This window comes from Halomonas sp. HL-93 (genome assembly GCF_900086985.1).
Classification (GTDB): domain Bacteria; phylum Pseudomonadota; class Gammaproteobacteria; order Pseudomonadales; family Halomonadaceae; genus Vreelandella.
Map to the genome: position 1 here is coordinate 773,362 of NZ_LT593974.1, position 25,228 is coordinate 798,589.

Here is a 25,228-nt window from a genome sequence, read left to right on the forward strand (position 1 = left end):
AGGAAATACGGATGATCACAGGCAGCATCGTCGCCCTGGCGACGCCGATGAAAGTCAATGGCGACATCGACTGGGAGGCGCTTCGTCGTCTGGTGAACTTCCATCTCGAAAACGGTACCGATGCGATTGTGGCGGCGGGCACCACCGGTGAGCCGACGACCATGTCATTTGCCGAGCACTTCGACGTAATACGCAGTGTGGTCGAGGAAGTAAACGGGCGCATACCGGTAATTGCTGGCACCGGGGCCAACGCCACGTCGGAGGCTGTTGAGCTGGCACGCTATGCGGGCGAAGTTGGCGCTGATTACTGTTTATCCGTATGTCCTTACTATAACAAGCCTACCCAAGAGGGCTTGTATCAGCACTTCAAAGCCGTGGCCGAGGGCAGCAAACTGCCGGTGATCCTCTATAACGTGCCCGGCCGGACCTGTTCAGACCTCTATAATGAAACCGTCGTAAGGCTGGCTGAAGTCAAGAATATTATTGGCTTGAAGGATGCAACGGGCAACCTGGAGCGTGCCGAGGATCTGATCATTCGCCTCAAGGGCAGTGATTTTATGCTCTATTCGGGTGACGATGCCACTGCCTGTGATTTCATGCTAATGGGTGGGCATGGCGATATTTCGGTAACGGCTAACGTCGCCCCGAACGCGATGCATGAATTATGCGCCGCTGCGGTAGCGGGCGATGCGGATAGAGCACACCAAATCAATACGCGCTTGATGCCTCTGCATACCAATCTGGGGGTTGAGTCCAATCCCATTCCGGTAAAGTGGGCGTTACATCGAATGGGATATGCCGACGCGGGTATTCGCCTGCCGCTGACGTGGCTGTCGGAAAAGTACCACGCCACGGTCAGTGAAGCCCTACAACTCGCGGGGGTAGTTGAAGAATAACCCGCAAAAGACCCTTTGCTACCTGGCGAGGTAATGCTTCATAGCGCCAGGTGACCGATCTGTTGACTGTTAAGGTGGCTTAATGAGCTCTGTGCTTGAAAAACGTGCGCTTAAATGGATACCGCTGGCCCTGGTGGCGGCCGTAACGCTTGCTGGTTGCGCCCGCGATGAAGGCTTCTACCATGATCGCAATTTGGACTATGTAGACGCCAAGCCCGCGTCACCGTTGGTATTGCCCGATACCCGCAATACCCAACGCTACCGTGATGCGCTGCCGGTACCCGACGTTGCCAATCAAAGCGAACAGGATGACGTCGCCGAGGTACAGCCACCTCAGCCACTCGGCGTGGGGAGTGGCTTGTCGCCTGATTACGTCGAAGTTCGTGAAATCGGCGACCAGCGGTGGTTGGTGGTAGACGCTGAACCGAGTAGCGTATGGACGCAGTTGGAAAGCTTCGCACAAGCGCGTGGTTTGGATGTTCAGGAAAGCCGTTCCTCTGAAGGCATCCTGGTCACCTCGCAGGCTGAGCTCCGCTTGCAAAGCGCTCTGCGCGAGGGAAGCAGTGAAATTCGCTGTGAACGTGGTGGCCAGAGCATGGACAGCTGCATAGATGCATTAGCCACCTACTTGGATGACAGAAGCGCCTCTTCTGTTTCTTCTGATGCGTCATCTTCTTCATTAAATGCCCAGCGCCTGGAAGACAGTGACGAGGTAGCGCTTCGTCAACAAGGTGATGATTGGCTAGTGGCAGTCTCGCATCCGGTTGAGCGGGTTTGGGCTGAGTTGAATCACTACTTGGAGCTCGATTTTGACCAGGAAGGGGAGCGTGATCTGCTGGCTTCTGATCCGGATAATCGCTCGTTCACTGTTGAATACATGACTGAAAAGGAACGCAATCGTAACCCCCTTCAGATTGTGTTTAGCGCGGATGTACGTCGCATGTCTCAAGAAATACGTTTGGAGCTTCAACCTGATGGCAATGGTTCGGTTCTGCGAGCAGTTAACGCAAGCGACCGCTCGTTCAGTGAAGACGATCAACGCGAGCTTCTTGAGCGTGTAGCCGGCTATTTACGTTAATTCAATGATCTTTGTCTTTTTGCGGAGCTCCCATGGAAAAGCGCCAAGAACTCTACGCCGGTAAGGCAAAATCTGTATACACCACCGATGATCCGGACCTGCTGGTACTTGAGTTCCGTGATGATACCAGCGCCTTTGATGGCAAGAAAAAAGAGTCGCTGGCGCGCAAGGGGATGGTTAATAACCTCTTTAACGCCTTTATTATGGAGCGCTTAGAAGACGCCGGTATCCCAACGCATTTCGAGAAACAGCTTTCTGACACGGAAAGCCTAGTCAAGAAAATGCATATGATTCCGGTGGAATGTGTGGTGCGCAATATTGCGGCAGGTGGTCTCGTGAAGCGCCTTGGCGTTGAGGAAGGCATTACCTTGACGCCGCCTACGTTCGAGCTGTTCTTGAAGAATGACGACAAAGGCGACCCGATGATCAACGAGTCACTGGCAGAGACCTTTGGCTGGGCGACGCCTGAGCAACTTGCCAAAATGAAGACACTCACCTTCAAGGTCAACCACATACTTAAGCAGCTGTTTGCAGAAGGCGATATGCTGCTGGTGGATTACAAACTTGAGTTTGGTGTATTTAACGGCGACGTCGTGTTAGGCGATGAGTTTTCTCCCGATGGGTGCCGGCTATGGGACGCCAATACCCGAGAAAAACTCGATAAAGACCGCTTTCGTCAAGGCCTGGGTGGCGTCATCGAGGCTTACGAAGAAGTAGGCCGCCGCTTAGGTATTACTTTTCCCCGTTAACGTTGAGCCGTCAACGTGTCGATAGCCACCACCTCCAACGTGGTGGCTTCGCCGTTTTGGCGTGGGTAAAATTTGACGTCCACATCGCGTAGCCGCACCCCGTATACCCGTTCAGCAGGCCGGCTTTGCTGGTAGGCAGGGCGAGGGTCTTGGCCCAGTACCTGTTCGATCAACGTCCTGAGCGAGGCTTGATCATCGCGCGTTGCCAACTGGGCCAGAGCAGCGGCACTGAAATGCACCGCTAGCCGAGCGGGGGCCTCGGGGGCAAAGCCGGCCTGGGCATCCGGGCGCGCTTCAGCCCAGGGCAGATAGGGTTTAATATCCACCACGGGCGTGCCGTTAACCAAATCGCAGCCTGACAGGATCAGGCGCACGCCCTGGCGGGTATCGATGCCACTCAGTTCGACCAGCGAAAGGCCCAGCCGGTTGGGACGATGCGTGCTGCGGCTGGCAAACACACCCACTTTGCGGTTACCGCCTAATCGTGGGGGTCTGACGAGTGGCGACCAGCGCTCGGGGCTTTGATGAAACACAAAGCTGATCCATGCATGGCTGAAAGCGTCCAGTCCACGCACGGCGAGTGGATCGTCGTAGGGCGGACTAAGCACAAGTTGTGCATTGGCAGCAGGCGCAAGCCCAGGCTGGCGGGGCACGCCAAATTTATCGGCGTAGTCGCTTATTACATGGCCGATAGGTGTCAGCGCAAAAGACTCGCCGGGTGGGGCATCGTGCATCACACTGCCTCATCAAAGGGAAAAATAGATAGCCGAGTATAATGCAGCCGTGTTCTCAGCGCAGTGGCGCAGGGCATGCCTTGAAAAAGAAAGCGTTAACGCCCACAAGGTGAAACATGACAGACGATCAGACTGTAAAGCCCTCGACGGCCCGCGTGACCTATCGCCTGGCGCGCGCACGCGATGCCGCCGATCAGGCGGAAGTGTTTTACCATGCCGTGATGCAAGGGGCCGCAACGCGTTATAGCCTGACGCAGCGGCGCGCATGGGCAAGCGTCTTGCCCCGTGAGGCCACCGCCTGGTCCGCTCGACAAGCGCTGTATACGACCCTTGTCGCGAGCTGTGACGGGCGCTGCGTGGGATTTATAGAGCTTGATGTGCCCGCTGGGCGAGTCGAAACGTTATACGTCTGGCCGGCACTCAATGGTCGAGGGATTGGCACCACACTATTAATTCACGCCGAACGGCTGCTGTTGGAACAAGGTGTTGACCGCATCCATATTGAAGCGAGTTTGACGCTTTACGAGCGGCTGATGCGACGAGGCTGGCAGAACCTGGGCGAACAGTGGGTCGAACGAGGTGGTGAGCCACTTCAGCGGTTTCGTCTTCAGAAGCGGCTCAACGCCGTCGAAACGTAAACGTTGCCGGTTACGGGGTCGCTTGACGGGTGACGCGCATCGACAGGTCAATGGCCTTGATGTCTTTGGTCAGCGTGCCGCAGGAAATACAATCCACGCCTGTTTCGGCAATCGCGCGCAGGGTCGTGGTATCGACGTTACCCGAGGCTTCAAGAGTGGCGTTGCCCGCCGTGAGCTCCACCGCCGTGCGTAGCTCATCCAGGCTGAAGTTATCCAGCATGATGACATCCGCCTTGGCCGCCAGCGCCTGCTCAAGCTCGGCAAAATTTTCGACTTCCACCTCAACGGGAAGCTCGGCGGCCAGCTTGCGCGCCTGTGTTACCGCGGCCTGAATGCCGCCACAGGCGGCGATATGGTTTTCCTTGATCAGAAACGCATCCCACAGCCCAATGCGGTGGTTGTGGCCACCGCCACACATGACAGCGTATTTCTGCGCCAAGCGCATGCTGGGTAGTGTCTTGCGGGTGTCTAGCAGGCGCACGCCGGTATCGGCGATAAGATCCACGTAGGCGCGCGTAACCGTTGCTGTGGCCGAGAGTGTTTGCAGCACGTTGAGCGCGGCACGCTCACCTGTTAGTAGGCTGCGTGCAGGGCCCTCCAGGGTGAGAAAACACTGCCCGGCGTCTAAGCGGTCCCCATCGGCGGCTTGCCAGCGAAGCGCGACGCGGCTGTCCAGGCGGCGGAAAATATCGTCGACCCAGGCAACCCCGCAAAGTACGGCAGGCACTCGGGTAATAACCTCCGCGGTTGCCCATTGGTGATCTGGGATCAGCTGGGCCGTTATATCGCCAGGGCCAACGTCCTCGGCGAGCAGGCGAGCAGCGCTGGAACGGATTTCTTCGGCAAGTGCGGTTTGGTAATGCATAGCGATCAATTCTCTGGGCGTTTAACGTCGATGCACGGCATTATAGTGAAAGAGCGCGCCAACGTAGAGGAGTCCTTCGCGTGATTGACCCAAAATCTTCTCCTGGCTGGTGGCAAGGCGCACGTCATGTGGTGTCGCCGAATGCAGATCAACGACCCCTTGATGAGGTGTCGTTGCTGTTGATTCATGCTATTAGCTTGCCGCCTGGTCAGTTTCAGGGCCCCGCCATTGAAGCGTTATTCACCAATCAGTTAGCGCCTGAAGCACACCCTTATTTTGCGGCTATCGCCCATTTGCGGGTTTCGGCCCATCTGCTGATTCGCCGTGATGGCGAGTGCGTACAGTTTGTCGATACTGACCAGCGTGCCTGGCACGCTGGTCGTTCACGCTGGTGGGATCCACGCCAGGCACGCTGGCGACAAGCGTTAAATGACTTTTCGGTAGGTGTGGAACTTGAAGGTGACGAAACAACGCCCTTTACCAAGGCTCAATATTCGACATTAGCCGAGGCAGTTCAGTGGCTATTGGATCGTTATCCTGCGCTTACCACTGCCCGCATGACCAGTCATGCACGGGTGGCGCCATTGCGTAAAACCGACCCCGGGCCTACGTTTGATTGGGCCTATTGGCGCCAGGCGTTAGCGACTTTAAAAAGCGATTTAAGTCATGGTGAAACAAGGAAATGAAACGGTAGTTTGACTACATGGGTTAGGGCCTTGGTCGTGCCGACCAATGTCTTAACAATGCCTTATGTTGCGGTGCAATAGTTTGTTTTCGATAGCCTTTTCCGTCTTACTGGAATTGGCAGCGTGGCGACTTTGCGGTATCTTCACCTATACAAAAGGCTAACTTTTACAACACTTATGTAGCTTTATTACATTTGGCGGCGTGTAGCTTGTTGAATGTAGAACGAAAACCCCAGGCGACGCTCAGGCGTCGGCTACTTGCATGCCTGTGGTGGCGACACACCACAGCCGCCCCTGACCCGGTGGGTTAGCGGGGCTGACTGTCATTTATCGTCATTCGGAGAGACCTCTATGAGTCTGGAGACAAGAGAAGATCTCGATCCGGTCGAAACCACGGAATGGATAGATTCCCTGGAGTCGGTGCTGGATCGTGAGGGCGAAGATCGTGCCCGCTACCTGATGACCCGCCTGGCGGATCGCCTGCGCCGGGACGGGATGAAGGTGCCCTTCTCGGTGACAACCCCGCACCGCAATACGATTCCGGTTCATCGTGAAGCGCCGATGCCCGGTGATTTGTTCATGGAGCGGCGTATTCGCTCTTTGATCCGTTACAACGCCATTGCTCAGGTCATTCGCAATAACCGGGCCAAGCCGGGCCTTGGCGGGCACATTGCCAGTTTCATGTCGTCGGCGACGCTTTATGATGTGGGCTTTAACCACTTCTTCCGCGCTCCTCAGGGCGACTTTGAAGGCGACCTGATTTACATCCAAGGCCACGTGGCGCCAGGCATTTATGCGCGTTCGTATCTGGAAGGCCGCCTCAGCGAAGCGCAGATGGATAAATTCCGTCAGGAAGTTGATGGCGACGGCCTGTCTTCTTACCCGCACCCGTGGCTAATGCCGGATTACTGGCAGTTCCCCACGGTATCCATGGGCCTTGGCCCGATCCAGGCGATCTATCAAGCCCACGTGATGAAGTACCTTCATCACCGTGAGCTGAAGGATATGTATGACCGCAAGATCTGGTGCTTCATGGGTGACGGCGAGTGTGACGAGCCGGAATCCCTGGGGGCTATTTCCCTGGCGGGTCGTGAAAATCTCGACAACCTGATCTTCGTCATCAACTGTAACTTACAGCGCCTTGACGGCCCGGTGCGCGGTAACTCCCGCGTGATGGACGAATTCGAGGGCGTCTTCCGTGGTGCTGGCTGGAACGTTATTAAGGTCGTTTGGGGTCGCCACTGGGATCCGCTGTTCGAAAAGGATAAGAAAGGCATCCTTCAGAAGCGTATGGACGAAGCGGTCGACGGCGAGTACCAGAACTACAAAGCCAATGGCGGCGCGTACACCCGCGAGCACTTCTTCGGTAAATATCCAGAAACTGAGGCGATGGTCAAGGATCTCTCCGACGAAGATATCTGGAAGCTCAACCGCGGTGGCCACGACCCGTTCAAGGTATACGCGGCGTACAACGAAGCGGTTAATACCTCAAACGGCAAGCCGACGGTGATCCTGGCGCACACGGTTAAAGGCTACGGCATGGGTAGCGGCGATGGCGAAGCAGCCAACGAAGCGCACCAGGTCAAGAGCATGGAATACGAAGCGCTGAAGACATTCCGCGACCGCTTCGGCATTCCATTGACCGACGAGCAGCTCAAGGAGGTCCCGTATTACAAGCCGGAGGATGATTCTCCTGAGCTGAAGTATATGCATCTGCAGCGCGAGCGCCTGGGTGGCTACCTGCCCAGCCGTCGCAGCGACTTTGACGCGCTGGAAATTCCGACCCTGGAAGACAAAGCCTTTGCCTCGCAAATGGGCGGTTCCAAAGGGCGTGAAGTGTCTACCACCATGGCCTTTGTGCGCGTGCTTAATGGGCTGGTCAAAGACAAGAAAATCGGCAAGAAAGTGGTGCCGATCATTCCTGATGAAGCGCGTACCTTCGGCATGGAAGGCATGTTCCGTCAGTTGGGGATCTACACCTCTGAAGGCCAGAAGTATGAGCCGGTCGATAAAGGCCAGATCATGTTCTACCGTGAGGATCAGAAGGGTCAGATTCTCGAGGAAGGTATTTCGGAAGCAGGGGCCATGTCGGCGTGGATTGCCGCGGCGACCTCCTACAGCAACAATAATGTCACGCTACTGCCGTTTTACGTCTATTACTCGATGTTCGGCTTCCAGCGTATCGGCGACCTGGCCTGGGCCGCAGGCGATCTGCAGGCGCGTGGCTTTATGGTGGGTGGCACGGCGGGGCGCACGACGCTCAACGGCGAGGGCCTGCAGCACCAGGACGGTCACAGCCTGATTCAGGCATCGACCATCCCTAACTGCAGAAGCTATGACCCGACCTATGCCCATGAAGTGGCGGTGATTCTGCAGGACGGCTTGCAACGCATGTTCGCCAACAAGGAGAACTGCTTCTATTACCTCACGGTCATGAACGAGAACTACGAGCACCCTGAGCTCGACGACGTGCCCACTGAGGACATCGTCAAAGGCATGTACCTGCTGCGCGAAACCAAGGGCGATAAGGGCCGCGTCCAACTGTTGGGCTCGGGTACCATCCTGCGCGAAGTTGAAGCGGCCGCTGAACTGCTGGAAAACGACTGGGGTATCGGTGCCGATATCTGGAGCGTCACGAGTTTCAACGAGCTGCGTCGTGAAGCGCTGCTGCTGGAACGTGAAGCCTTCCTTAGCCCGGAAGCCGATGCCAACAAGCCCCACGTCACCAAGTGCCTGGAAGGCCGTGACGGGCCGGTGATCGCGTCTACCGACTACATGAAGCTTTACGCGGATCAGGTGCGCGCCTGGGTGCCGAGTGATTACACCGTGCTCGGCACAGACGGCTTTGGTCGTTCCGATACCCGCGAGAAGCTGCGTTACTTCTTCGAGGTAGATCGTTACTTCGTGACCGTCGCGGCCCTGCGCGCGTTGGCTGACCGTGGCGAGATTGATCGCAAGCACGTTGGTGAAGCACTGAAGAAGTACGGCATCGATGCCAATAAGCCGAACCCGCTGACCAGTTGATCCGCTGCCCGGCGGGCAGTGCCCGCCGGCTCGATCCGATTTTAAAGGAGCGCGACCTTGAGTAGCGAAATCATCAAAGTTCCCGATATCGGTGGCGATACCGATGTCGAAATCATCGAGATTGCGGTGTCGGAAGGCGATGTCATCGAAGCGGAAGACACCCTAATCACGCTTGAATCCGATAAAGCCAGCATGGACGTCCCCGCTCCTAAGGGCGGCAAGGTAGTCAAAGTGCTGGTCAAAGAGGGCGATACTGTCTCCGAAGGCGACGATATCGTTGAGCTGGAAGTCGAAGGAGGCGGCGACGAGAAGCAAGAAAGCTCGTCGGACAGCCAGTCTGAAGAGGCCCCAGCGAAACAAGATAAGCCGAAAGAGCCGTCTCAAGAGCAGAAGCCCGCGGCTAAAAAGTCCGCAGGCGGTAAGCAGACGGTGGATATCAAAGTGCCCGATCTCGGCGGCTCGGACAGCGTCGAAATTATCGAAGTTGCGGTCAGCGAAGGCGATGAGGTCGAGGCCGAAGACACCCTGATCACCCTGGAGTCTGACAAAGCCTCAATGGACGTGCCTAGCCCCCATAGCGGCAAGATCGTCAGCTTTACCGTGAAAGAGGGCGACACCGTCTCGGAAGGCGATGTGATCGGTAAGATGGAGATCGCAGGCGAAGGCGGCGACGATAGTGAAGATGCACCGCAAGAAAGCGCTTCTTCTGAGCAGTCGTCTAGCAAAGCCAGCAGCGAGCCCGAAGAGTCGGTAGAGGAAGACGATCAGGAAGAGGCCGCTAGCGGCGAACCGGAGCGCAAAGAGATTCGTGTGCCGGATCTTTCAGGCTCTTCTGATGTGCCGATTATTGAAATCGGCGTTTCGGCCGGTGACGAGGTCAACGAAGAAGACCCGTTGATCACGCTGGAGTCCGACAAAGCCTCCATGGACGTGCCCAGTCCCTATAAAGGCAAGCTCATTGAGCTGACGGTCAAAGAGGGTGATACGGTCTCTGAAGGCGATGTGATCGGTTATATCGAAGTCGCTGGCGCCAAGAAATCAGCCCCCAAAAAAGCCCAGCCGGAGAAAGCCCAGCAGAGCAGCGCTAGCCAGCCAAGCGCCAAATCTGCCGAATCGCCCGCCGGCACACCAAGCCCGGAAGCCCAGATGGCGTCGCACAAGCCGCGTGATGGCAAGTTGGTGCATGCAGGCCCCGCCGTACGCATGCTGGCGAGGGAGTTAGGCGTGGACCTGGGCCTCGTTAAGCCCAGCGGCCCGAAGGAGCGCGTGCTTAAAGAAGACGTGCAGGCCTATGTGAAGCAGGCGATTGCCAATCAGGGTAAGGCTCAGGCTGGCGCTGCCCCCGCCGCTGCCGGTGGCGCAGGTATTCCGCCGGTACCGGAGGTCGATTTCAGTCAGTTTGGCGAGGTCGAAGAGAAGCCGATGGGACGGCTGCTCAAAATGGGCGCCACCAATCTGCATCGCAGCTGGCTCAACGTGCCTCACGTTACCCAATTTGATGAAGCGGATATTACCGAGCTTGAAGCCTTCCGTAAGTCGATGAAGGCCGAGGCCGAAGCCCAGGGCGCGAAGCTGACGCCGCTGCCGTTTTTGGTCAAGGCGTGTGCCTTTGCGCTGCGCAAGTTCCCGCAATTCAACGTCAGCCTGAAAGGCGATGGCGAAACGCTGGTATGGAAAAACTACGTGCATATCGGCATCGCGGTGGATACACCGGAGGGACTGATGGTGCCGGTACTGCGCGACGCCGACAAAAAATCCTTGATTGAGATTGCCAAGGAAATGGCGGAGCTAGGTAAGAAAGCGCAAACCAAAAAGCTCAAGCGTGACGAAATGACCGGCGGTTGCTTTACCATTTCGAGCCTTGGCTCGATTGGCGGTACCGCGTTCACGCCGATCGTCAATGCACCAGAAGTGGCGATTTTGGGCGTCTCCAAGTCGCAGATGAAGCCGGTGTGGGATGGCAGTGACTTCCAGCCGCGCCTGATGATGCCGCTGTCGCTTTCCTACGATCACCGCGCCATCAACGGTGCGGATGCAGCACGTTTTACCGCGTTCCTGGCGGACGTGCTGACCGATATTCGACGTCTACTGCTGTAAGTGGCGAAGGTGGGTCTCATGAGCGGCGCCCGATAGGGCGCCGCTTGTGTTTGGGCCGCTGCCGTTTGTGAATAAGAGGACGACCAAAGTACAAGTTGGGCGTCACTTGGCTGTTTTTATTTAAAAAAAATGCCTTCAGGGCAGTGATTTCAGGCTTTTGGGTAGTTGTGTCGCCTGGAAGGCGCGGTTATTGTCGGCTAATTGATTTTTTGCATTTCTATCATTCAAGGAGCAGTGCCATGCGTTTAATCCTGTTGGGTGCCCCCGGCGCGGGGAAGGGGACTCAAGCTCAATTTATCTGCGAGCGGTATAGCATCCCCCAGATTTCCACCGGAGACATGCTGCGCGCGGCAATCAAGGATGGTAGTGAGCTGGGCCTTAAAGTGAAAGAAATCATGAACAGCGGTGGCCTGGTGTCGGACGATATCATCATCGACCTGGTCAAAGAGCGTATCAGCCAGCCCGACTGCGAAAATGGTTTTCTGTTCGACGGCTTCCCGCGCACTATCCCCCAGGCGGATGCCATGAAAGAAGGCGGCGTTAAACTCGATCACGTGCTGGAAATTGCCGTGCCCGACGAAGAGATTGTCAATCGTTTGGCGGGGCGGCGTGTACATCCTGCCTCGGGGCGGGTTTACCACGTTGAGCATAACCCACCCAAAGAACCGGGTAAGGATGACGTGACGGGTGAAACGCTGATCCAACGTGAAGATGACCAGGAGTCTACCGTGCGCAATCGTCTGGCGGTGTATCACGACCAAACCGCCCCGCTGGTGGATTACTATCAGCAGTGGGCCAAAGATGATCCCCAAGCGGCTCCACAATACCACCGCGTTGAAGGGGTTGGCAGCGTGGATGAGATTACCCGCCAGGTGAAAAACGCGCTGAGTTAAGCCCTGTTAAAGGCTGACCTGCGAATACGTGATGGCTCGCCAACGGCGAGCCATCGTCGTTTGGGCATGGCAAAGGTACAATGCCCGTTTATTGTTTACGAGTGCTGAACCGTTATGTCGCTATATCTGCTTGCTCTCGATGCGTCATCCAGTGCCTGCTCGGCTGCTTTGCTTCGTAAGGACGCTGACCACAGCGAGTGCGTGGCGCGCTTTGAGATGACCCCGCGGGGGCATACGCGGCGGCTGATGCCGATGATCGATGACGTATTGGCCGATGCACAGCTTTCCGCAAGCCAGTTGGATGCGGTTGCCTATGGTTGTGGTCCTGGCGCCTTTACCGGGCTGCGCATTGCGGCTGGGGCGGCTCAGGGCCTGGCGTTTGGGCTGGACCGCCCGCTGCTGGGCATTTCTACGCTGGAAGCGCTTGCTCTACAGGCCCATCGTCGCTATCACTTGCGCCATGTCGTAACGGCGCTGGATGCCCGCATGGGGGAAGTCTATGTGGCAATGTGGCACTGTTTGAATGACAGCCTGCGGCGTCAGGGCGACGAGGCCGTGTTGGCTCCCGAAAGGGTGACCCTGCCCGACGAAGAAACCGACTGGGTGGGGGTGGGGTCGGGCTTTACGCTTTGGGAGCAGTTCAGCACGCCGCTGCAGGCCGCGATGACGCATCATCTGACCGATCTGGAACCGCGAGCTGAAGAAATGGCCTGGCTGGCCGCTCGGGATTTCGCCGCCGGCCTTGGGCAACCCGCCTACGCCGTGCAGCCGGTTTACCTGCGCAACCAGGTGGCCTGGAAAAAGCCGGCATGACGCTGTCCGATGTCGGTACATTGCCCGCTGGGTTAACGCTTGCCTACCACGATGGCCAATTGGTGTTAGCCGGCGATGAGCGACAGTTCGGCAAACCGCTCAGCGTTGATTTTGTTACCGGCCGGGCGGCGCACCGGCGCCAGTTTGGCGGCGGGCGTGGTCAACTAATTGCCAAAGCCTGCGGGCTGAGCAAGGGCGTAAGCCCCAATGTGGTGGATGCCACAGCGGGGCTGGGGCGTGATGCCTTTGTACTGGCAAGTCTGGGCGCATCGGTATTGATGATCGAGCGCGTGCCGGCCATTGCCGCACTGTTAGACGATGGCTTGACGCGTGCGGCTAACACTGCGGAAACCGCACCCATCGCCGCGCGGATGACTTTTCGCCATGGTGATGCCGCCCAGGCATTGGCCATGCTAGTGGCTGACGCTGCTTTTGATCCTCAGGTGATTCATCTTGACCCCATGTTTCCCCACCGCGAAAAATCTGCGCTGGTTAAAAAAGAAATGCGCCTGTTTCGGGCGTTGGCCGGGGACGATGATGATGCGCCGCGTCTACTGGAAGCCGCTTTAGACGTCGCGACGCACCGTGTGGTGGTTAAACGCCCTCGTAAAGCGCCGCCGATTGCCGGGCCCACACCTCAGCACACGCTACAAGGCAAAACCAGTCGCTACGACATGTATGTTCATCGCGCCCTGACCCGCTAGCAACGCCACCAAGGAGGGCTTATGTCGCCGAAGTGGCGAGACAGCAATCGCTTTACCCTGCTTCCCGAAGCCTCGCGTTTTTTACCCGCGATGCTTGGGGCGATTCATCATGCCCAGCATTATGTACTGGTTGAGCTCTATTTGATGGAGTCGGGCAAGCTGGCTGACCAGGTTAGCGAGGCGCTGATCAAAGCCGTAAAGCGGGGCGTACCGGTATGTTTGCTGCTAGACGGGTTTGGCTCAATGGGCTTGGCGAGCGAAGACCGCCATCGCCTGATGCAGGCTGGGGTGCAACTGCGCTTTTTTAACCCTCTGGGTTTTCATTCTCTGGCGCGCAACTTGAGTCGTGACCATCGCAAAATCGTGGTGGTAGACGGGGAGGTGGCATTCACCGGCGGGTTTGGCGCGGTGGATGAGTTTCTTGACGCATGGTACGAAATCGCGGTGCAGGTTGAAGGTCCGGTAGTCGCTGATTGGGAAGCGTTGTTTAGGCGGCTATGGCGGTCGCGGCTGGCTCGCCCTGATAAAGCCCAGACGCGCATTCAAGCGTTGCCCGACCAGCGTACGTCACCTAGCTATGCCGATGGTGCGCGCGGGCGAGTGGTGTCGGCAAGAGGCTATCGCTACCAGGCAATTCGTTATTCGCTACACCAACGCATAGGGCAGACAAGGCAGCGACTATGGCTGTGTACGCCCTATTTTGTGCCGACATTTCGCTTACGTCGGCGCTTGATGCGTGCCGCCAAACGCGGTATCGATGTGCGGCTTTTGCTGCCGGGTGCCCAGCACGACCATCCTGGCGTGCGCTATGCCGGGCAACGGTTTTATCATGCGATGCTCAAGTCTGGCGTGCGCATCTACGAGTTTAAACCGTCGTTTATCCACGCTAAATTTGTGCTGGCCGATGAGTGGGTAAGTATCGGGTCGTGTAATTTCGACCATTGGAATCTCCACTGGAACCTCGAGGCAAATCAAGAGGTTGATGATCCCAGGCTGGCTCAACAAGTATGCGAGCTTTTCGAGCGCCACTTTGCCGCGAGTGACGAAGTGGATGCCGCCAAATGGGCGGCGCGGCCCTTAAGGCAGCGCGCTAAAGAATGGCTCTATGGGTTGCTGGACGCCTTGGTGATGCGGCTCAAGTAACTACCGGCGTGGTTTGCCTTTGGCCGGTGTTTTTTTGCGTGGTTTGGGCTTGGGAGTTTCCGGCGGTACGCGGTAATGTAGATATAGATCGAGTACCAGCTCCGGCAACTGCGCTACCAGAGTTTCCTGACGCTCCAAGTCGTTGGCCATGTCGGCCATATCCGGCTCGTCGTCAAATAGCCCTGAAAGCAGCATAAAGGGCAATAGCAGCGTGGCCGCAGTTTCTTCATCGTCTTGGAACCAGGCGCTCTCATCGCAGAACACGCCTTCCATGAAGCCAGCGCACCAGTCGCCTATGGGGGTCTCTTCGGCAGAAATACCGGCAAGCGTCAGCTCGAAGGGGAGTTCGGGCAATCCGCCTTGCTCCAGTACAGACATGGCGTTATCGCGTAGCAGCGTGAGCAGATGGGTGATCTCATCGCGCTGTTCATTGTCGGCATAGCGAGGCACGCCATGAAACAGCTCTGCAAGCCATTGGCTAGGCGGTACTTCGCTTGGGCCGACCGCCAGCGCAACGAGAAATCCATGCGCTGAAATCAGGTCGAGCGCATCTTCGTCGACCTGGTCGGAATCGAGAAAATCGTCCAGCTTATCGAGTTGTTCATCGTCAAGCAGCGGCTGCGGCGGAATAGCCTCTTCGGGCGTGTTGGGGGGCGCTGGCATAAGAAGCCTCGTCAATGAGCAGCGGAAACAAACAGTCAAAAAGACATAATGACCACTAGTTTATCACTAATGAATACTAAGCCACTCCCCCCTTGGCCGGATGCAGCACTTGCGGCTTTATCGACGCAAGCACTGCACCAGGCTGCCCGTGAGCGAGCCGATCTTGCCTGGCAGCGCTGTCGCGAGGTCTACCCCGAGCTGCCTCGGCCAGCGGTATGGTTTGATTTAAAGGGGGCGTCCGCTGGACAGGCGCATCTCGGCCGTGGCGGGGTAAGGTTTAATCCGGTGCTGCTGAATGAAAACCGCCGTGCATTTTTTGACGAGGTGATCCCTCATGAAATGGCCCACTGGCTGGTGTTTCATCTCGCCGATGGGACACGCCTAAAGCCGCATGGGCGCGAATGGAAAACCGTGATGCGTGACCTGTTTGGTCTGACGCCCCGAGTAACTCATCGCTTTGATATCGGTCGTGCTCAGCCGGCCCCTTATCGCTATCGGTGTGGGTGTCAGCATCATCAGTTGACGGCGCGGCGTCATGCTTTGGTGGTAAAAGGTCGTCGTTATCGCTGTCGCCACTGTGCTGAGACCTTGGTCTACTGTGCGGAATAGAGTCGCTGTTTCTATTATAAGTTATTGTAATTTATATTAAAAATGTTAATACCAATGTCTAAAGGGAAGCTCACGCTGAGAGGTTTATGCTAGGGTAACAATATGTGGTGCCGGTAACGTTAAATATTATATCGGCTACATTCCTTTAGAGAGTGCATTTCCACGGACAGAGGCAATTTCATGAGCGAACAGCAGAACGTCTATCCGGTGCGCGAGGATATCGCCGCCAACGCGTGGGCTGACGAAGCCACCTACCAGGCCATGTACCAGCAGTCGGTAGACGATCCGGAAGGCTTCTGGGCCGAGCAGGCCAAGCGGCTTGACTGGATTAAGGCGCCCGCCACCATCAAAAGCACTTCCTTCGCGCGTGATAATGTCGATATTCGCTGGTTTGAGGACGGCCTACTCAACGTCGCCGCCAACTGTTTGGACCGGCATCTTGAGAAGCGCGGCGACCAGACTGCGATTATCTGGGAAGGCGATGACCCCAATGAGTCCAAACACATCAGCTACCGCGAGCTTTACGAGCGTACCAATCAACTGGCCAACGGCCTGAAAGAACTAGGTATCGGTAAAGGCGACACGGTCACCCTGTACATGCCGATGATTCCTGAAGCGGCAATGGCCATGCTGGCCTGTGCGCGCATCGGGGCGGTGCATTCGGTCGTGTTTGGTGGTTTCTCCCCCGACGCCGTGGCGCAACGGGTTATCGGGGCCGACTCAAAACTTGTGATCACCGCCGATGAATCGGTGCGTGGTGGCAAGCAGGTGCCGCTGAAAGACAATGTCGACGCGGCACTGACCCGTGAGGGCACCGATGTCTGCAAAAACGTATTAGTCGTCAAGCGCACCGGTGGCGAAATCGAGTGGAATGAGGGCCGCGATCTATGGTTTGACGCCTTGGTCGACAAGCAGTCCACCGAGTGTGAACCCGAAGCAATGGGCGCTGAAGATCCTTTGTTTATTCTTTACACATCCGGGTCTACCGGCGCGCCCAAGGGGTTGAAGCACACTACCGGCGGGTACCTGACCTACGCGGCCATGACCCACCAGTACGTGTTTGATTATCAGGACGGTGAAGTTTACTGGTGTACCGCCGATGTCGGCTGGGTCACCGGGCACAGCTACATTGTTTATGGTCCGCTGGCCAACGGGGCCACCACGCTGATGTTTGAGGGCGTTCCCAGCTATCCGACCCACGGGCGGATGGGCGACATCGTCGACAAGCACAACGTCAATATTCTATATACCGCACCCACTGCCGTGCGTGCGTTGATGGCCCATGGTGAAAACGTCATGGACTCAAGCAAGCGCGACTCACTCCGCCTGCTGGGTTCAGTGGGTGAGCCGATCAATCCTGAAGCGTGGGAGTGGTTCTATCGCGTCATCGGTAACGAAAAGTGCCCGATCGTGGATACCTGGTGGCAGACCGAAACCGGCGGCATCATGATCTCGCCGCTGCCGGGGGCTACGCCGCTCAAGCCAGGGTCGGCCACCAAGCCGTTCTTTGGCGTTCAGCCCGCCCTGGTGGATAACGACGGTAAACTGCTCGAAGGCGCCGCTGAAGGCAACCTGGTCATTCTGGATGCTTGGCCCGGCCAGGCACGGTCAATCTGGGGCGACCATGAGCGCTTTGTGCAGACCTACTTCTCTACGTATGACAACATGTACTTTACCGGTGATGGCTGTCGTCGTGATGAAGACGGTTATTACTGGATCACCGGACGGGTTGACGATGTCCTGAACGTCTCCGGCCACCGGATGGGGACCGCCGAGATCGAATCGTCGCTGGTTGCCCACTCTGCCGTGGCCGAAGCCGCTGTGGTGGGCTTCCCCCACGATATTAAAGGCCAGGGCATCTATATTTACGTGACCTTGAACGATGAGGTCGACCCGACGGATGAGCTGAAAAAAGAACTGACCCAGTGGGTTCGCAAGGATATCGGTCCGATTGCCTCGCCGGATGTCATTCAGTGGGCGCCGGGCCTTCCTAAAACCCGCTCAGGCAAGATCATGCGTCGTATTCTGCGCAAGATTGCGGCCAATGAATGCGATGGATTAGGGGATACCAGCACGCTGGCTGATCCTTCGGTAGTGGATGAGTTAATCGAACATCGCGCTAATCAATAGTCCATTCACCGGCCCTGTGGTGGTCACCGCTGGGCCGGTGAGAGGGGGTAGGCTAAGCTTTTTGGCTCCTCTCCTAAGGGCGATGAAATGTCAGTGCCGGCCAACGCGCCGGCACTGCTATGTTGAGTGTGATGAAGAATCCATTACAAATTGTGCATGTGATGCTTGGGCATGACGAAGTCCATGGGGTACCATGCTTCAACCGTATGAGCCTAGCGTCGCGGCAGCAGCAAACCCCGCTGCTTGAGGAACCGGAGGAATATCCATGGCAGTAGCCCACAAGTTTATCGTCGCAGACGACCACCCGCTGTTTCGTGCAGCGCTCACCCAGGCGTTACGCCAACTGGCCCCGCAGGCAGAAATCGTCGAAGCCGATACCATGGAGGCGACTACCGAGGTGGTCAACCGACACCCGGATGCTGACCTTATCCTGCTGGATTTACACATGCCAGGTGCCCATGGTTTTTCAGGCCTGATCCAGCTGCGCGGGCAAATGCCTGATATTCCCGTAGCAGTTGTGTCAGGTAGTGACGAGCCATATGTGGTGCGTCGTGCCATCGACTATGGTGCATCAGGCTTTATTCCTAAATCGTCGTCGCTGCAGCTTATCGCCGAAGCGGTCAGCGAGATTTTGCAGGGTGAGGTATGGTTGCCCGAGGCGTTGGCGGGTGTATTGGAAGAGACCAGTGAAGAAGAATCGCGCTTTGCCGAAGCGATTGCTTCGCTAACGCCACAGCAATTCCGGGTGCTCAACATGCTCACGGAAGGGTTGCTGAACAAGCAGATCGCCTACGAACTTAACGTTTCCGAAGCGACCATCAAGGCGCACGTCACGGCGATTTTGCGTAAGCTAGGCGTGCACTCGCGCACCCAGGCGGTGATTGCAGCGCAAAAACTGGAAGTCGAGCCGCCCAAAGTCGAGTCCTGATGGGCTTCGCCCGGAGCTAGTAGCTGGAAGAGCGGCGCTTCGCGCCTGGCAGCGAGAAGGAAAAACTGCCTCCGTGGTCTTGCCACGGAGGCAGTTTCATTCAAGCTGTCATCCAGCTTCCAGCTAGGCCTTACCCGCTCGGCTGGCCTGCAGCGTACGCGTCAACAGCGCCCGTAGGGCTGCAGGTCGTACCGGCTTGAGCAGCAGCTGATACCCGGCACGCTTGACCTCTTCGGCTACCGCCTCGGTGCGGTCGGCGGTAATCACGATGCCGGGGACGGCGCCAACCAGACGCTCGCTTAAGGCTTCCAGCGCCATCAACCCGGTGACCTCGTTATCCAGGTGGTAGTCGGCCAGGATGGCGTCTGGGTCACCGTCCATGTTGCGCAGGATCGACTTGGCGCCGCCGATGCTGGTGGCGGTGAATACCTCGCACCCCCAGCCGCTGAGCATGGCAGTCATGCCTTCGAGAATCAGCGTTTCGTTGTCGATGCACACAATCCGGGTGCCGGTCAGCTTGTTGCCGCTGCGCCGTGGCCCGTGTTCCTCATCCTCGGCGCTGGGCTCGCGTGCTGCAACGTGCGGCACGCTCACCGAGAAGACGGTGCCGGTTCCCACCCATGAACGCACCTTGATGGGATGATCAAGCACACGGCTCATGCGATCGGCAATGGAAAGCCCCAGACCGAGGCCTTTTTCACTCTCTTTGTGCCGCGATACCTGGTCGAGACGACGAAACTCTTGGAAAATCTCGCTGAGCTTCGAGTCAGGAATCCCGGGACCGCTATCCCATACCTCAATCACCAGCCGCTCGCCTTGGCGTCGACAGCCCAGCAGTACACGGCCCTCCTGGGTATAGCGAATCGCGTTGGAAAGAAAGTTCTGCACAATGCGGCGCAACATTTGCGGGTCCGAATCGACCCACTGCTGGGTGGGGACCACGACCAGGTCAAGCCCGCGGTCGTCGGCCATCACTTCGAACTCTGCGCGCAGCGGCCGGAAGATATCGGCCAGCGCGAAATGGCTGCGCCGCGGCGTTAGAGCGCCTGCGTCGAGTTTGGAAATATCCAGCAGCGTACTGAGCAGTTCTTCCGCCGCTTGCAATGAATTATCGATATGGCCAATGGTGCGCTGGGTATCCGGCACGGTGACATTTTGCATCAGCGCCGAGGTGAATAGGCGGGCGGCATTCAACGGCTGGAGTAAGTCGTGGCTTGCCGCCGCTAAAAAGCGCGTTTTTGAGGCGTTGGCATCTTCGGCCAACTGCTTGGCCTGGCGCAGTGCCTGCTCGGCTTCAGCGCGGACACGATTCTCCTGACGCAGGGCGGCGTTGGCTTCGGAGAGCGCCTGGGTACGTTCACGTACGCGTTCTTCAAGGGTTTCGTTGGTTTCCTTAAGCGCAATCTCGGCCTGTCGGCGTTCGGTAATGTCCTGATAAAGCGCAAAGAACCCGAGAATCGACTGGCTGTCACCGAAGTGGGGCGTATAGGTGACCAGCATGTAGCGCATGGCGTCATTCAACTGCATGGCTACTTCAAAGCTTACTCGCTCACCGGCCAATGTAAGGGCTACCCAGGGCGCTCGCTCCTGGGCCTGCCGTTCTGGCAGAACATCTTCGTAGCGCTTGCCGATCACCGCGTTACGGTCGATACCGAAGGCCTGTTCATAAGCGCGGTTGGTGAACAGGTAACGACACTCTTTATCGAAGTAGGCGATCAGCGCGGGAACGTTATCGGTGTAAATACGGATGTTGTTTTCGGAGCGAATCAGCGCTTCTTCGATGCGTTTCTGCTGGGTAATATCCTGATAGGTATACACGAAGCCGCCACCCGGCATCGGGTTGCCCTGCACTTCGAGCACGCTGCCATCCTGCCGGTAACGAACGTAGCGGTGCGGCTGGCCGTCGCGAATGTTGTCGAGCAGCAGCTGAACGTGCTCTTCGGGATCGCCTGGGCCGTACTCGCCGTTGTGGGCGTTGTATCGGAAGATGCGGTCCATCGGTGCGCCCACGCGTATCAGGTGGTCGGGAAAGCGAAACAGTTCTAGATAGCGCTGATTCCATACCACCAGACGTAGGTTTTGATCGACAACGCTGATGCCCTGGTTAATGTTCTCGATGGTGGCCTGCAGCAGCGCGCGGTTGAATTCGAGCACCTGGGAGGCTTCATCGACGATCGAGATGACGTCGGAAATGCCGATCCCGCGCCCCTGGAGGGCAGAGTTGACCACGATCCTTGCCGACGATGCGCCAAGCACTGAAGCGAGAAAGCGCTCGGTGAACTGGATCACATCGATAGAGGCACGGGTGCCATCATCCAACGGTTTGCCCGCCCGTCGTGCATAGTCCTCAAAAGCGCGGCCCACCTGCCCGGCGCCCAGAAAACGCTCACAGAGCACCTTCAAATCGCCCACTGTGGTGGCCCCCGTCCAGGGGCGGTTAACCGAGGTTTGGCGGGTCTCAACGCTATCCACAAACAGTGACGCCTGAATACGCTCGACCACGCGCTGTGACGTCACCTGGGAAACAAAGATGTAGCAGAATAAATTGACGCCCAGCGATAGCATTACCCCATGAGTAAAACTGTCGCCCAGATTCAGGCCAAACAGCGCCGTGGGCGAGAGCCACGCGAGCCCTAGGGGGCCGCCATCCAGCCAGTTGGCCGGCAGCACATCGGCGTTAATCATGGCGGGCATGAGCAGGCTATAAACCCAAATGGCAAAGCCGGCATTCATGCCGACGATAACCCCAAGCCGGTTACCGCGCTTCCAGTACAGGCCGCCGATCAGCGCAGGAGCGAATTGTGCCGCCGCCGCAAAGGACAGCATGCCAATCGACGCCAGCGAGGTGAACTCGGCGATCATCTGGTAGAAGCCGTAGGCCATGGCCAGGACAGCGACAATGGTCAGTCGTCTCGCACGCAGGACCAGGCGACCGTAATCGCGCGCCTTGGTGTCGAACCAGCGCAAACGGAAAAGCGCAGGAATGACGATTTCATTGGAGATCATGATCGACACGGCGACCGCCGCCACAATGACCATGCCGGTCGCGGCGGAAAACCCGCCAATGAACGTCAGCAGAGTCAGCCATTCATGGCCGGACGCCATGGAAAGCGCCAATACGTAGGTATCCGGTTCAACCGAGGTGTCGGAAAACAGCATTAGGCCGGCGGCCGCCAGCGGCACGACGAAAAACGCGATCACGATCAGGTAGAGAGGAAACAGCCAGCGTGCTTTCGTCGCATCGTCGTGGTGGGTGTTCTCGACGACCGCCACATGGAATTGGCGGGGCAGGCAGAGAATCGCCAGCATGGCCAGCAGGGTTTGCGCCCAGAAGCTCTGACCGAAGTCCTGGTTGGCCAGTTGGCGCTGTAACTCCAGATGCGTTTCTGCATAACCCATCAGCTCGCCCAGGCCGTCGAACATCCCCCAGGTGACGAACACCCCGAGCACCACGAAGGCGAGCAGCTTGACCAATGACTCGAAGGCGACCGCGTGGATTAAGCCTTCGTGGTGCTCGGTGGCATCGGTATGCCGCGTACCGAACAGGATGGCGAAAATAGCCATCACCACGGCCACATAAAAGGCAGTATCGCCAAACAGTGGCGCATTGGTCATGTCGCCTTCGTCGGTTAATACGCTGAAAGTGGTGGAGACAGCTTTTAACTGAAGGGCGATGTAGGGCAGGGTGCCCACTAGTGCCACGAGGCTGGCGAAGGCTGCCAACGACTGGGTTTTACCGTAGCGCGAGGCGATAAAGTCGGCGATAGAAGTGACGTTTTGGTGCTTGGCCACGCGGATCATTTTCGCAAGCACAGGCCAGAACAGTAAAAACGTAAGCACCGGCCCGACAAAGATACTGGCGAACGACCAGCCGGCCGTCGCGGCTTGGCCTACAGCCCCATAAAACGTCCAGGAGGTGCAATAAATCGCCAGGGCAAGGCTGTAAATAATAGGGCGGCGGCGTGTTGCTCCGACTTTTCGAGCACGACGGTCACCGTACCAGGCGATAGCGAAGAGCACCGCGATATACAAAAGCGATACCGCGACTAACAGTCCGCCATGAAACATAGCCTTCCCCCGCCTGTTGCCTATCGATCAAGCCGCTATGGGCTACTCGTCCAGCGCCCCATTCTAGGCGAAATGAGATGGGGCGTCAGGCGTGAAATGCGAAGGCTTACACGCCGTCGCAAACATTGTTAAGCAGTGGTGAGGTGTCACGTAGTGTGCGCATTTGGTCGACTTGCGGCTCGCGGGTTTCTGGCTCAAGGGGAACCAGTTCACGGCTATCGCAGTTGAGCAAATACGGCTGATGGGTGACGACATCGGTATAATGGCGTTCAAACTGGTAGAGAATAAATTGCGCCAGACGGTCATCGCCGCTGGTGCCGAGTTTGATATTCTCGCTATCCACCACGCTGAACTCGGTGGTCATAGGAAACATAAAGGTCCAGGGTCGCCAGACCTGTTGGCTAGTGTCGCTGGAAATAACCTCGGCGGTTTCAGGAAGCTGTTGTTGCTTATGTTCAAACCAAGAATACTCGACATAGATTTGATAGCTGAGCATACCCAGCCCGCCGAAGACCGGCACGATCCATTTAGGCAGTCGCTTGCCACTCAACGTACGCAGTAATAGACCAATCCCTGCCGCCGCCAAGCCAGCAAATACGGCGGCAATCAAATGCCAAATCATAATACGTCCTTCTAAAAAGCCATCGGGCCTCCCGGAGGAAGCCCGATGGCGGGTCGGTTCCAAAGCCTGTGACACTTGGGTCAGCAGGTTAGGGAAAGATTATGACTTAGTGGTCGACGGCAACGCCAGCACCTTTCGGGTAGCGAACGCTTTCGACCAGTTCCTGGATCTCCTGCGGCGGTGCTTTGGTCACGCTGCAGACCGCAAAGGCCACGGCGAAGTTGATCATCGCGCCTATCGCACCGAAGGACAGCGGTGAAACCCCGAATATCCATTCTGCAGGTTCGTTGGCCAGCATATTTGTGCCGGGGACGAAGAACCAGCCCAAGTAGGTGAAGATGTACAGCAGGGTACAGATCAGACCGCTGAGCATGCCGGCGACAGCGCCTGAGTTGTTCATCTTCTTGGAGAAGATACCCATCATCAGCGCGGGGAACAGCGACGCACCGGCGATACCGAAAGCCAACGCCACGGTTTGCGCCGCAAACCCGGGTGGGTTAAGCCCCAGATACGTGGCAAGTAATATCGCCCCGGCCATGGAGATTCGCGCCGCCAACATCTCGCCTTTCTCGGATATCTTGGGGTTGATCATGGTCTTGATCAAGTCGTGACTGATCGCGGACGAAATCGCAAGCAACAGACCCGCCGCCGTGGATAGCGCCGCGGCGATACCGCCTGCTGCAATCAAGCCAATGACCCAGCCGGGTAAGTTGGCAATTTCGGGGTTCGCCAACACCATGATGTCGTTGTTGACGTCCAGTTCGTTGCCTTCCCAACCACGATCTTCAAAGTCTGAATCGTCGTTGTAGAACTGGATGCGGCCATCTTCGTTCTTGTCTTCAAACGTCAGCAGACCGGTGTCTTCCCAGGTGCGGAACCATTCCGGACGATCTTCGTAGCGCAGGGCTTCTTCGGAGGCGTCGGCGTAGTTTTCCGTTTGACCGGCCATCTCTGGATAGACCGTGGTCATCAGGTTCAGGCGCGCCATGGACCCAACCGCCGGTGCGGTGAGGTACAGCAGGGCAATGAACACCAGCGCCCAGCCGGCTGACCAGCGAGCATCCGCCACTTTCGGCACGGTGAAGAAGCGAATGATAACGTGGGGCAGACCCGCAGTACCGACCATCAGCGACAGGGTGAACAGCACCATGTTGAGCTTGTTGTCGACGTCGGCGGTATAGTCCTGGAAGCCCAGTGCACTGACTACGTCATCGAGCTTGGTGAGCAACGGTACGCCCGATTCGGTATGCGTACTGAACATGCCGAACATGGGAATGGGGTTGCCGGTGAGCTGCATGGCGATGAATACCGCCGGGATGGTGTAGGCAATGATCAGTACGATGTACTGCGCCACCTGGGTATAGGTGATGCCCTTCATGCCGCCGAAAACGGCGTACAGGAAGACGATAAAGGCCGCGATCCAGATGCCAGCGGTGTTAGGCACTTCCAGGAAGCGCGAGAACGCCACGCCCGCACCGGTCATTTGACCGATAACGTAGGTCACCGAGGCCACTATCAGACAGATAACCGCCACAAGACGGGCCGTGTTGCTGTAGAAACGGTCGCCAATGAAGTCGGGTACCGTGAACTTGCCGAACTTACGCAGGTAAGGGGCAAGCAGCATGGCGAGGATAACGTAACCCCCGGTCCAGCCCATCAGGAAGGTGGAGTTGGCGTAACCGCCCGACGCCAGCAGGCCAGCCATTGAGATGAACGATGCCGCTGACATCCAGTCGGCAGCGGTAGCCATCCCGTTGGTGATCGGGTGAACACCACCCCCGGCGACGTAGAAGTCTTTCGTCGATCCCGCGCGTGCCCAGATCGCGATGCCTATATACAAGGCAAAGGAGGCACCCACGAAAAGTAGGTTGATTGCAAATTGGCTCAT

The 25,228-nt window shown here is 57.3% G+C and carries 20 protein-coding genes; 14 read left to right on the forward strand and 6 right to left on the reverse strand.

Annotated features, from left to right (window positions below):
• Window positions 1–11: 11 nt before the first annotated feature.
• From dapA to purC, 3 genes are all read left to right on the forward strand, one after another.
• The gene (gene dapA, locus GA0071314_RS03465; RefSeq protein WP_074395335.1) at window positions 12–896 is read left to right on the forward strand and encodes a 4-hydroxy-tetrahydrodipicolinate synthase; all 885 of its coding nucleotides are present in this window, start codon (window positions 12–14) and stop codon (window positions 894–896) included.
• A gap of 82 nt (window positions 897–978) precedes the next feature.
• Window positions 979–1,974, forward strand: coding sequence for an outer membrane protein assembly factor BamC (bamC, locus tag GA0071314_RS03470; protein WP_074395336.1), 996 nt, complete (start codon window positions 979–981; stop codon window positions 1,972–1,974).
• 32 nt (window positions 1,975–2,006) lie between these two features.
• Window positions 2,007–2,723 (forward strand): phosphoribosylaminoimidazolesuccinocarboxamide synthase, encoded by a 717-nt coding sequence (gene purC / locus GA0071314_RS03475; RefSeq protein ID WP_074395337.1) that lies wholly within the window; start codon window positions 2,007–2,009, stop codon window positions 2,721–2,723.
• Here purC and tsaA read toward each other — a convergent pair.
• Window positions 2,720–3,457, reverse strand: a complete 738-nt coding sequence (gene tsaA / locus GA0071314_RS03480) for a tRNA (N6-threonylcarbamoyladenosine(37)-N6)-methyltransferase TrmO (protein ID WP_074395338.1) — start codon at window positions 3,455–3,457, stop codon at window positions 2,720–2,722. The two genes, purC and tsaA, sit on opposite strands and share 4 nt — an antisense overlap.
• A gap of 116 nt (window positions 3,458–3,573) precedes the next feature.
• On the opposite strand from tsaA, the gene GA0071314_RS03485 reads away from it, so the two are divergent.
• A complete protein-coding gene (locus GA0071314_RS03485; protein WP_074395339.1) occupies window positions 3,574–4,095 on the forward strand; it encodes a GNAT family N-acetyltransferase in 522 nt (173 codons plus the stop codon).
• Window positions 4,096–4,105: 10 nt separating this feature from the next.
• Here GA0071314_RS03485 and nadC read toward each other — a convergent pair whose 3' ends face one another.
• On the reverse strand, window positions 4,106–4,960 hold the full coding sequence (nadC, locus tag GA0071314_RS03490) for a carboxylating nicotinate-nucleotide diphosphorylase (protein ID WP_074395340.1): 855 nt from the start codon (window positions 4,958–4,960) through the stop codon (window positions 4,106–4,108).
• An 83-nt stretch (window positions 4,961–5,043) separates the two neighbouring features.
• Here nadC and ampD point away from each other — a divergent pair, with 83 nt between their 5' ends.
• The 7 genes from ampD (at window position 5,044) to GA0071314_RS03525 (ending at window position 14,320) form a co-directional block, all read left to right on the forward strand.
• The gene (gene ampD, locus GA0071314_RS03495) at window positions 5,044–5,646 is read left to right on the forward strand and encodes a 1,6-anhydro-N-acetylmuramyl-L-alanine amidase AmpD (protein ID WP_074398409.1); all 603 of its coding nucleotides are present in this window, start codon (window positions 5,044–5,046) and stop codon (window positions 5,644–5,646) included.
• 351 nt (window positions 5,647–5,997) lie between these two features.
• Complete coding sequence (gene aceE / locus GA0071314_RS03500; RefSeq protein ID WP_074395341.1) at window positions 5,998–8,670, forward strand: pyruvate dehydrogenase (acetyl-transferring), homodimeric type; 2,673 nt, start codon at window positions 5,998–6,000, stop codon at window positions 8,668–8,670.
• 57 nt (window positions 8,671–8,727) lie between these two features.
• On the forward strand, window positions 8,728–10,767 hold the full coding sequence (gene aceF, locus GA0071314_RS03505; RefSeq protein WP_074395342.1) for a pyruvate dehydrogenase complex dihydrolipoyllysine-residue acetyltransferase: 2,040 nt from the start codon (window positions 8,728–8,730) through the stop codon (window positions 10,765–10,767).
• A gap of 239 nt (window positions 10,768–11,006) precedes the next feature.
• Window positions 11,007–11,660: an adenylate kinase gene (gene adk / locus GA0071314_RS03510; protein WP_074395343.1), complete on the forward strand. Its 654-nt coding sequence runs from the start codon at window positions 11,007–11,009 to the stop codon at window positions 11,658–11,660.
• Window positions 11,661–11,774: 114 nt separating this feature from the next.
• A complete protein-coding gene (gene tsaB, locus GA0071314_RS03515) occupies window positions 11,775–12,473 on the forward strand; it encodes a tRNA (adenosine(37)-N6)-threonylcarbamoyltransferase complex dimerization subunit type 1 TsaB (protein ID WP_074395344.1) in 699 nt (232 codons plus the stop codon).
• On the forward strand, window positions 12,470–13,177 hold the full coding sequence (locus tag GA0071314_RS03520) for a class I SAM-dependent methyltransferase (RefSeq protein ID WP_074395345.1): 708 nt from the start codon (window positions 12,470–12,472) through the stop codon (window positions 13,175–13,177). The genes tsaB and GA0071314_RS03520 overlap by 4 nt, the downstream gene beginning before the upstream one ends.
• Window positions 13,178–13,198: 21 nt before the next feature.
• Window positions 13,199–14,320 (forward strand): phospholipase D-like domain-containing protein, encoded by a 1,122-nt coding sequence (locus tag GA0071314_RS03525; protein WP_074395346.1) that lies wholly within the window; start codon window positions 13,199–13,201, stop codon window positions 14,318–14,320.
• Here GA0071314_RS03525 and GA0071314_RS03530 read toward each other — a convergent pair whose 3' ends face one another.
• Window positions 14,321–14,983: a YecA/YgfB family protein gene (locus GA0071314_RS03530; protein WP_074395347.1), complete on the reverse strand. Its 663-nt coding sequence runs from the start codon at window positions 14,981–14,983 to the stop codon at window positions 14,321–14,323. It lies immediately after the preceding gene.
• A 48-nt stretch (window positions 14,984–15,031) separates the two neighbouring features.
• On the opposite strand from GA0071314_RS03530, the gene GA0071314_RS03535 reads away from it, so the two are divergent.
• The 3 genes from GA0071314_RS03535 to GA0071314_RS03545 all read left to right on the forward strand — a co-directional run bounded on the left by GA0071314_RS03535 (window position 15,032) and on the right by GA0071314_RS03545 (window position 18,650).
• Window positions 15,032–15,592, forward strand: a complete 561-nt coding sequence (locus GA0071314_RS03535; RefSeq protein WP_231896504.1) for a SprT family zinc-dependent metalloprotease — start codon at window positions 15,032–15,034, stop codon at window positions 15,590–15,592.
• 180 nt (window positions 15,593–15,772) lie between these two features.
• Window positions 15,773–17,722 (forward strand): acetate--CoA ligase, encoded by a 1,950-nt coding sequence (acs, locus tag GA0071314_RS03540; RefSeq protein ID WP_074395348.1) that lies wholly within the window; start codon window positions 15,773–15,775, stop codon window positions 17,720–17,722.
• 265 nt (window positions 17,723–17,987) lie between these two features.
• Window positions 17,988–18,650 carry a LuxR C-terminal-related transcriptional regulator gene (locus tag GA0071314_RS03545; RefSeq protein WP_066318388.1) on the forward strand — a complete coding sequence of 221 codons (663 nt, stop codon included), beginning with the start codon at window positions 17,988–17,990 and terminating at the stop codon, window positions 18,648–18,650.
• Window positions 18,651–18,773: 123 nt separating this feature from the next.
• Here the strand turns inward: GA0071314_RS03545 and GA0071314_RS03550 are convergent, their stop codons facing one another.
• The 3 genes from GA0071314_RS03550 to GA0071314_RS03560 all read right to left on the reverse strand — a co-directional run bounded on the left by GA0071314_RS03550 (window position 18,774) and on the right by GA0071314_RS03560 (window position 25,228).
• Window positions 18,774–22,718, reverse strand: a complete 3,945-nt coding sequence (locus GA0071314_RS03550; RefSeq protein ID WP_074395349.1) for a hybrid sensor histidine kinase/response regulator — start codon at window positions 22,716–22,718, stop codon at window positions 18,774–18,776.
• Between the two features lie 106 nt (window positions 22,719–22,824).
• Window positions 22,825–23,340, reverse strand: coding sequence for a hypothetical protein (locus GA0071314_RS03555; protein WP_074395350.1), 516 nt, complete (start codon window positions 23,338–23,340; stop codon window positions 22,825–22,827).
• Window positions 23,341–23,446: 106 nt separating this feature from the next.
• On the reverse strand, window positions 23,447–25,228 hold the full coding sequence (locus tag GA0071314_RS03560; RefSeq protein WP_074395351.1) for a sodium:solute symporter family protein: 1,782 nt from the start codon (window positions 25,226–25,228) through the stop codon (window positions 23,447–23,449).